The sequence below is a fragment of the Rhodococcus sp. P3_B8 genome (genome assembly GCF_056402775.1).
Genome location: NZ_JBFUGT010000312.1, coordinates 1 through 7,446 on the forward strand (window position 1 = coordinate 1; position 7,446 = coordinate 7,446).

General features: G+C 67.9%; 9 protein-coding genes. 6 read left to right on the top strand and 3 right to left on the bottom strand.

Annotated elements, in window-relative coordinates; translation table 11 throughout:
- From trhO to hisG, 4 genes are all read left to right on the top strand, one after another.
- Nucleotides 1-655 (top strand): oxygen-dependent tRNA uridine(34) hydroxylase TrhO (gene trhO / locus AC1D1G_RS38490; RefSeq protein ID WP_477956218.1); only part of this gene is annotated, 655 nt, incomplete at its 5' end.
- A gap of 1 nt (nt 656) precedes the next feature.
- The gene (locus AC1D1G_RS38495; RefSeq protein ID WP_283335141.1) at nt 657-1,550 is read left to right on the top strand and encodes a pseudouridine synthase; all 894 of its coding nucleotides are present in this window, start codon (nt 657-659) and stop codon (nt 1,548-1,550) included.
- Nucleotides 1,551-1,575: 25 nt separating this feature from the next.
- Nucleotides 1,576-1,857 (top strand): phosphoribosyl-ATP diphosphatase, encoded by a 282-nt coding sequence (locus AC1D1G_RS38500; protein WP_009473527.1) that lies wholly within the window; start codon nt 1,576-1,578, stop codon nt 1,855-1,857.
- A gap of 47 nt (nt 1,858-1,904) precedes the next feature.
- The gene (gene hisG / locus AC1D1G_RS38505; RefSeq protein WP_105416235.1) at nt 1,905-2,756 is read left to right on the top strand and encodes an ATP phosphoribosyltransferase; all 852 of its coding nucleotides are present in this window, start codon (nt 1,905-1,907) and stop codon (nt 2,754-2,756) included.
- A 64-nt stretch (nt 2,757-2,820) separates the two neighbouring features.
- Here the strand turns inward: hisG and AC1D1G_RS38510 are convergent, their stop codons facing one another.
- Both AC1D1G_RS38510 and AC1D1G_RS38515 read right to left on the bottom strand, forming a co-directional pair.
- Nucleotides 2,821-3,657, bottom strand: a complete 837-nt coding sequence (locus AC1D1G_RS38510) for a thioesterase family protein (RefSeq protein ID WP_477956219.1) — start codon at nt 3,655-3,657, stop codon at nt 2,821-2,823.
- On the bottom strand, nt 3,654-4,559 hold the full coding sequence (locus AC1D1G_RS38515; protein ID WP_283335140.1) for a RecB family exonuclease: 906 nt from the start codon (nt 4,557-4,559) through the stop codon (nt 3,654-3,656). Before AC1D1G_RS38515 ends, AC1D1G_RS38510 begins: the two co-directional genes overlap by 4 nt.
- A 94-nt stretch (nt 4,560-4,653) precedes the next feature.
- Between AC1D1G_RS38515 and AC1D1G_RS38520 the strand changes: the two genes are divergently transcribed.
- On the top strand, nt 4,654-5,508 hold the full coding sequence (locus AC1D1G_RS38520) for a tRNA (adenine-N1)-methyltransferase (protein WP_009473523.1): 855 nt from the start codon (nt 4,654-4,656) through the stop codon (nt 5,506-5,508).
- Between the two features lie 48 nt (nt 5,509-5,556).
- Here AC1D1G_RS38520 and AC1D1G_RS38525 read toward each other — a convergent pair whose 3' ends face one another.
- Nucleotides 5,557-6,051: a WKL family lipoprotein gene (locus AC1D1G_RS38525; protein ID WP_283335139.1), complete on the bottom strand. Its 495-nt coding sequence runs from the start codon at nt 6,049-6,051 to the stop codon at nt 5,557-5,559.
- 181 nt (nt 6,052-6,232) lie between these two features.
- On the opposite strand from AC1D1G_RS38525, the gene arc reads away from it, so the two are divergent.
- The coding region (arc, locus tag AC1D1G_RS38530; RefSeq protein WP_477956220.1) for a proteasome ATPase at nt 6,233-7,446 on the top strand (1,214 nt) is incomplete at its 3' end.

Genomic DNA, 7,446 nt, shown 5'->3' on the forward strand with positions numbered 1-7,446 from the left:
GTTCAAGGACGCCGACATCAAGTGGTCGGACGGGCTCGGTGACGACTTCCCGCGGCTGAGCGTCAAGGTGCGGCCGGAGATCGTGACGTTCGGTGCGCCGGGCGAGCTGAAGGTGGACGCGGACGGCGTCGTCGGCGGCGGTACCCACCTGGCGCCCGACGAGGTGCATCGCCTGATCGAGGGTCGCGGTGACGACGTCGTCTTCTTCGACGGGCGCAACGGTTTCGAGGCGGAGATCGGACGCTTCCGGGACGCCGTCGTGCCCGACGTGTCCACCACGCGCGAGTTCGTGCACGAACTCGACAGCGGCAAGTACGACCATCTCAAGGACAAGGCCGTCGTCACGTACTGCACCGGGGGAGTGCGGTGCGAGGTCCTGTCCTCGCTGATGCGCTCGCGCGGATTCGGTGAGATCTACCAACTGGACGGCGGCATCGTCCGCTACGGCGAGGCATTCGGCGACACGGGCTTGTGGGAGGGGTCGCTGTACGTGTTCGACAAGCGGATGAGCATCGAGTTCAGCGATCAGGCCAAGACCCTGGGGCGCTGCAGCACGTGCGGCGGTCCGACGTCCCGGTACGAGAATCTGCCGGACGACCGGGGTCGCGAACTCGTGCTCGTCTGCGCCGACTGCACCGAGAATCGGGCGGGCTGAGGTGGCGGGGGCGCCCCTGCCGGTCCGCAACGGCCTCGGTCCCGATCGCATCCGGATGCCGGCAGGCGTCGGCACGAAGACGGTCGCCGAATTCCTGGTCGAGACGTACCCGGACGAACGCGCGCACTGGCTGTCGCTGATCGACGGCGGGGACGTCGTCGACGAACACGGCAGGGTGGTCGACCGCGGGACCCGTTATGCCCCGACGCGTTTCGTGTACTTCTACCGAGACCCCGCGCCGGAGATCCCGGTTCCGTTCGAGATCGACATCCTGCACCGCGACGACCACCTCGTGGTGATCGACAAACCCCATTTCCTCGCGACCATTCCGCGGGGCGCGCACATCACCGAGACGGCGGTCGTGCGGCTGCGGCGGGCGCTCGACCTGCCCGACCTCACACCGGCGCACCGGCTCGACCGGATGACGGCCGGCGTCCTGGTGTTCCTGATCCGGCGGGAAGACCGCAGGCCGTATCAGGAACTGTTCGTGTCCCAGCAGGTCACCAAGGAATACGAGGCCGTCGCCGGGCACGATCCGACGCTCACGTTTCCGCGCACCATCCGCAGTCGCATCGTCAAGGAACACGGGATCATGACGGCGACGGAGGAACCGGGCGAACCGAACAGTGAGACCGTCGTCGACCTGATCGAGACCCGCGACGGCCGCGCGCGGTACTGCCTGCTGCCGAAGACCGGCCGGACACACCAACTGCGGTTGCACATGTCGTCGCTGGGGTTGCCGATCGAGGGCGACAACTACTACCCGGACTTCCGGCGATCCGAGCCCGGCGACTTCTCGACGCCGTTGCGGTTGCTGGCGCGGGCCATCGAGTTCACCGATCCCCGTTCGGGTGAGGTCCGCCGGTTCGAGAGTCGCCGCACACTCGGGTGGTGACCGGTTCGGAGAGGTCCGCGGCGGCGTGAAACAATGGGTCCTCGTGAAGACCTTCGAATCCCTGTTCGCCGAGCTGACCGAGCGTGCCGCTACCCGCCCCGAGGGCTCCGGCACCGTTGCCGCCTTGGACGCCGGCGTCCATTCGCAGGGAAAGAAGATCCTCGAAGAGGCGGGTGAGGTGTGGATCGCCGCCGAGCACGAGAGCGATGAGGCGCTCGCCGAGGAGATCTCTCAGCTGCTGTACTGGACGCAGGTGCTGATGGTGGGTAAGGGCCTGAAGCTCGAGGACGTCTACCGACATCTGTGATCGGTGATCGAGACTCCTCCACCCGCTCCCGAAAGGAACCCTCCGCCATGCTGCGCGTCGCAGTCCCCAACAAGGGCTCGCTGTCCGAGTCCGCCGCCGAAATCCTCAGCGAGGCCGGTTACCGCCGTCGCACCGACTCCCGCGACCTGACCGTCCTCGACCCGTCCAACCAGGTCGAGTTCTTCTTCCTGCGCCCCAAGGACATCGCGATCTACGTCGGATCCGGTGAACTCGATCTCGGCATCACCGGCCGCGACCTCGCCCGCGACTCGGGTGCCCCGGTCGCCGAACGGCTGTCGCTCGGCTTCGGCCGCTCCACGTTCCGGTACGCCGCTCCCGCGGGCAAGGACTGGACGGTCGAGGACCTCGCGGGGCTCCGGATCGCCACGTCCTACCCCAACCTGGTGCGCGACGACCTGTCCGCACGCGGTATCGAGGCCTCGGTCATCCGCCTCGACGGCGCCGTGGAGATCTCGATCCAGCTCGGCGTCGCCGACGCCATCGCGGACGTCGTCGGCTCCGGCCGCACGCTGCGCCAGCACAACCTGGTCGCGTTCGGCGACACCCTGTGCGACTCCGAGGGTGTGCTCATCGAGCGCGCCGGCTCGCCCGACGGCGATTCCGCACGCAACCAGCTGGTCGAGCGGGTGCGCGGCATCGTGTTCGCGCAGCAGAACCTGATGCTCGACTACGACTGCCCCAAGACGATCCTCGACGACGCATTGAAGATCACCCCGGGCCTCGAGTCGCCGACGCTGTCGCCGCTCGCCGACGAGAACTGGGTCGCGGTCCGGGCGATGGTCCCGATCAAGGGCCACAACGGAGTCATGGACGAACTCGCGGACCTCGGCGCCAAGGCCATCCTCGCGTCCAACATCCGGTCCTGCCGCGCGCTCTGATCTGGTTCCACCGCAACACGATCCGCGCTCGCTCCGCCCGCAACACGGTCCGCGCTCGCTCCGCTCAGGGGCGGGCGYGGACCTGCACGGTCTGGGCGATCCGGCCGACGGCGCCGGTCTCGTCGTAGAGCACGCCCGCGCACATGCCCACTCCGTCGGGTCCGATGGAGGTTTCGGAGCTGACCCCCACCCACTCACCCTCGGGGACCCGGAAGATGTGCACGGTGAGGTCGGTGTTGAGGAACGTCCAGTCCGCCGGGTCGAGTTTCGATCCCACGCCGTTCGCGATGTCCGCGATGGAGAACAGCCGCTCGAGCGGCGTCAAGGTCTCGCCGAGAACCAGTGCGGGTCGCGGCTTCGCCCACAGCTTGCCCGGGCCCTCGCATCCCATCTCGGCGATCCACCGCCAGTCGAGGGTCGTCAGGTAGCCCGAGTTCCAGGCCTTGCCGAACTTGCCGTCCCGGCCGGTGGACCGCGGTTCGAGTGGTGGGTCGACGACGTGGACGGCGTCGCTCGTGTCGACGGTCTCCATCCGCCACGCCGAGCCCCGCGCGACGGCACGGGGACGGTCGCCGACGGTCCACAATTCGGCGACCACCAGCTCCACCCGGCGTCCCGGTCGCTGCACCCAGGACCGGACCTCGAGTTCGGCGATCGGGATGGGACCGAGGATCTCGACCACGACCCGCGTGAGACGCACGTCGTCGCGCGGCGCGCAGCGCTCGAGTGCTCGCACGAGCAGCGCGGACGGGGGAGCGCCGTGCTGCATCGTCTCCGCCCACACACTGATCGTCAGATCCGTGCTGTCGAACCGCTCGACGGTGATCTTCTGGTCCGAGTCCACTTCCGGCGCACTCAGTGCTTCCAAACCGAGTGGTACGTAATAGGACTCGGAACTCATTCGACAATCTCCTCGAAACCCGGTGCGTCTTCGGCGGGCCCCTCCGGCCATCCCGGGTAGGGAGGCGGCGTTCCACCGAACGAGGGGCACAGAGACTTATGATCACACCAGTCGCAGAGCCGGCTCGGCTTGGGTCGGAAATCGCCGGTGACCCCGGCCGCCAGAATGGCCTTCCAGATCGCCGACAGCGTGCGCTCGAACCGCAGCAGTTCGTCCTCGTCGGGTGCGTAGGTGAGGACCGTGCCGGACGCGAGGTACAGCAGTCGCAACTGCGCGGGAACGATGCCGCGGGTGCGGAGCAGGACCAGCGCGTAGAACTTCATCTGGAACAGCGCCTTGGACTCGGACATCTCGCGGGGCGCCCGGCCGGTCTTGTAGTCGACCACCCGCACCTCACCGGTGGGGGCGACGTCGATGCGGTCGACGAATCCGCGGAGCAGCACCCCGTCGGCGAGTTCGGTCTCGACGCGCTGTTCGCACGATTCGGCCTCGAACCGGGTGGGATCCTCCAGCTCGTAATAGGCGGTGACGAGGGCACGCGCCTCGTCGAGGAACGTGTCGCGCTCGTCCTCGGGGACCAGGTCGATCAGGTCGGGGGCCTCGGCGAGAATGCGCTCCCAGGACGGGAGGATCAGATCGACCGCTTTTCGCGGAACGCGTTCGGCCGCGGGCAGCCCGAACAGGGTCTCCAGCGCGGCGTGCACGACCGTGCCCTTCACCTGCGCGCGCGACGGCGCCTCGGGGAGCCGGTCGACCGCGCGGAAACGGTAGAGGAGCGGGCACTGCTTGAAGTCGCCGGCGCGGGACGGTGACAGGGCGGGGCGCCTGCGGGTGGCCGAAGTGTCGCCGGGCTGTGACGGGGAACCCTTTGTGGCGGGGGCTGGCGACTCTGAGATGCTCACACCTGGCAGGGTAGGCCCCCGGTCCGACAGTCGAGTCGGGGCGCGGTGTGGGCGTCGGACGGCGCCGGACGAACAGGCTGAGGAGTCGGTGACGATGGTGGGACGCGAAACGCGACCGAGCGGACCGTTTCGGGTGGGCGATCGCGTCCAGTTGACGGACGCCAAGGGCCGGCACTACACGGTCAACCTGGAGGCCGGCAAGGAGTTCCACACCCACCGCGGCGGCATCCTGCACGACGACCTGATCGGCACCGACGAGGGCAGCGTGGTCAAGTCGACCAACGGCACCCCATATCTCGCGCTGCGTCCGCTGCTCGTCGACTACATCCTGTCGATGCCCCGCGGGGCGCAGGTCATCTACCCGAAGGACGCCGCGCAGATCGTGCACGAGGGCGACGTCTTTCCTGGCGCCCGCGTGCTCGAGGCCGGTGCCGGGTCGGGCGCGCTGACGTGCTCATTGCTGCGGGCGGTCGGTCCGGAAGGCCGGGTCATCTCGTACGAGGTGCGCGACGACCACGCCGAACACGCGGTCCGGAACGTCGAGACGTTCTTCGGGGAACGCCCCGAGAACTGGGACCTGACCATCGCCGACGTCGCCGAGTTCGACGCCGACGCGGCGGGCGGTCAGGTCGACCGGGTGGTCCTCGACATGCTCGCCCCCTGGGATGCGCTGCCCGCGGTGTCCAAGGCGCTGGTTCCCGGCGGTGTGCTCATCGTCTACGTCGCCACTGTGACGCAGCTCTCGAAGGTGGTCGAGGCGATGCGCGAGCAGGAGTGCTGGACCGAGCCGCGGTCCTGGGAATCGATCGTCCGCGGGTGGCACGTCGTCGGGCTCGCCGTGCGCCCGGAACACCGGATGCAGGGCCACACCGCGTTCCTGGTGAGCGCCCGGCGACTCGCCGAGGGAACCGTCACCCCCAAGCCGCAGCGCCGGTCGGGCAAGGGCTGAGACACGCCTTCGGCGGCGCCCGGACAGGACGCCGCCGAAGGCGGGAGATTAGCTGCAGCCGGCGCGTGCCATGCCCAGCAGGGTGCACGTGCTCTCGTCCGACACCTTCCAGGTGCCGTCGACGTTCTCCCACGTCCACGCGGTCGGAGCGGCCGTGCCGTGCGGGCTGACGATCGCGACGTTCGCCGTCGCGGTATCGCCCTCTACCTGCACATCCGTGACCGTGAAGGACACCGGGTAGTTGGCCATCGCCGCCGTCATGGCCTCGAGATTCGGGCGACGTTCGTCGCCGTCGACGACCACGACGGTCTTCTCGTCGACCGGTCGGGCGGGGTCCACGAGGACCTGCAGCGTACCGAGCAGTTCGTCGGACGTGGGGGCGGCAACCGCCTCGCTCGCCGTAGCCGCGGACGTCGTCGCCGCGGTGTCGGATGCGTCGTCGGACGAGCAGGCCGACATCCCGAGCGCGAGGACCACCGCGCCCACGGCAACCACGGCCCTACCGATGAAAGATGTTCCGTTCAGGGGCTTGCGGATTATCACGACGAACCCTTTCGTTACACAGAACAGAGAGAAACTGCTCGACAAGTAGGTAAGGCTAACATGAGAGGTTCGGTGGCCCAGGGCGTCACGATGCCGATTCGCAATCGGCAGAATCCGTGTCACGGCGCAGAATTCGGGCAGTGCCGGTAGCGTTGATAGATCTCATTGGGAGGAGACGCACATGAGCTCGACAGAGAACCCCGATTCGGTTGCGGCCGCACGAGAGCTCGAGGCGTTGCGCGCAGAGGCGTCGGCACTGCGCAGGCAGCTCGCGGAGTCGCCGGAACAGCTTCGTGAGATGGAATCGCGAGTGGACTCGCTGTCCATCCGGAACACCAAGCTGATGGACACCCTCAAGGAAGCCCGTCAGCAGCTCATCGCCCTTCGAGAAGAAGTCGATCGCCTCGGCCAGCCGCCGAGCGGGTACGGCGTGCTGCTCGGAGTGCACGACGATCAGACCGTGGACGTGTTCACCTCCGGCCGCAAGATGCGGTTGACCTGCTCCCCGAACGTCGACGCCGAGACCCTCAAGCTCGGCCAGACCGTGCGCCTCAACGAGGCTCTCACGATCGTGGAAGCGGGCAACTTTGAGCGTGTGGGTGAGATCAGCACGTTGCGCGAGGTCCTCGACGACGGTCAGCGCGCCCTCGTGGTCGGCCACGCCGACGAGGAACGGATCGTGTGGCTGGCCGAACCCCTCGCGACCGTCTTCGAGGAGAGCGAGAGGGAGTCGATCGCGTACGACGCGGAATCGCCCACCCGCAAACTTCGGCCGGGTGACTCCCTCCTCGTCGACACCAAGGCCGGGTACGCGTTCGAGCGGATCCCCAAGGCCGAGGTCGAGGATCTGGTCCTCGAAGAGGTTCCCGACGTGCACTACGACGACATCGGCGGCCTCGGACGGCAGATCGAGCAGATCCGCGACGCCGTCGAGTTGCCGTTCCTCCACAAGGACCTGTTCCACGAATACGAGCTGCGGCCACCGAAGGGTGTGCTCCTCTACGGTCCGCCCGGGTGCGGTAAGACGCTCATCGCCAAGGCGGTCGCCAACTCGCTCGCGAAGAAGATCGCGGAGGCCCGGGGCCAGGACAGCAAGGAAGCCAAGTCCTACTTCCTCAACATCAAGGGCCCCGAGCTGCTGAACAAGTTCGTCGGCGAGACCGAGCGGCACATCCGGCTGATCTTCCAGCGGGCCCGGGAGAAGGCGTCCGAGGGCACCCCGGTGATCGTGTTCTTCGACGAGATGGATTCGATCTTCCGTACCCGCGGGTCGGGTGTCTCCTCCGACGTCGAGACCACCGTCGTGCCGCAGCTGCTCAGTGAGATCGACGGTGTCGAAGGACTCGAGAACGTCATCGTGATCGGCGCGTCCAACCGCGAGGACATGATCGACCC

Excerpts from the sequence above, each read along its gene's own strand:
- hisG (WP_105416235.1), top strand. The coding sequence starts at position 1,905 with ATGCTGCGCGTCGCAGTCCCCAACAAGGGCTCGCTGTCCGAGTCCGCC.
- AC1D1G_RS38520 (WP_009473523.1), top strand. The coding sequence starts at position 4,654 with ATGGTGGGACGCGAAACGCGACCGAGCGGACCGTTTCGGGTGGGCGAT.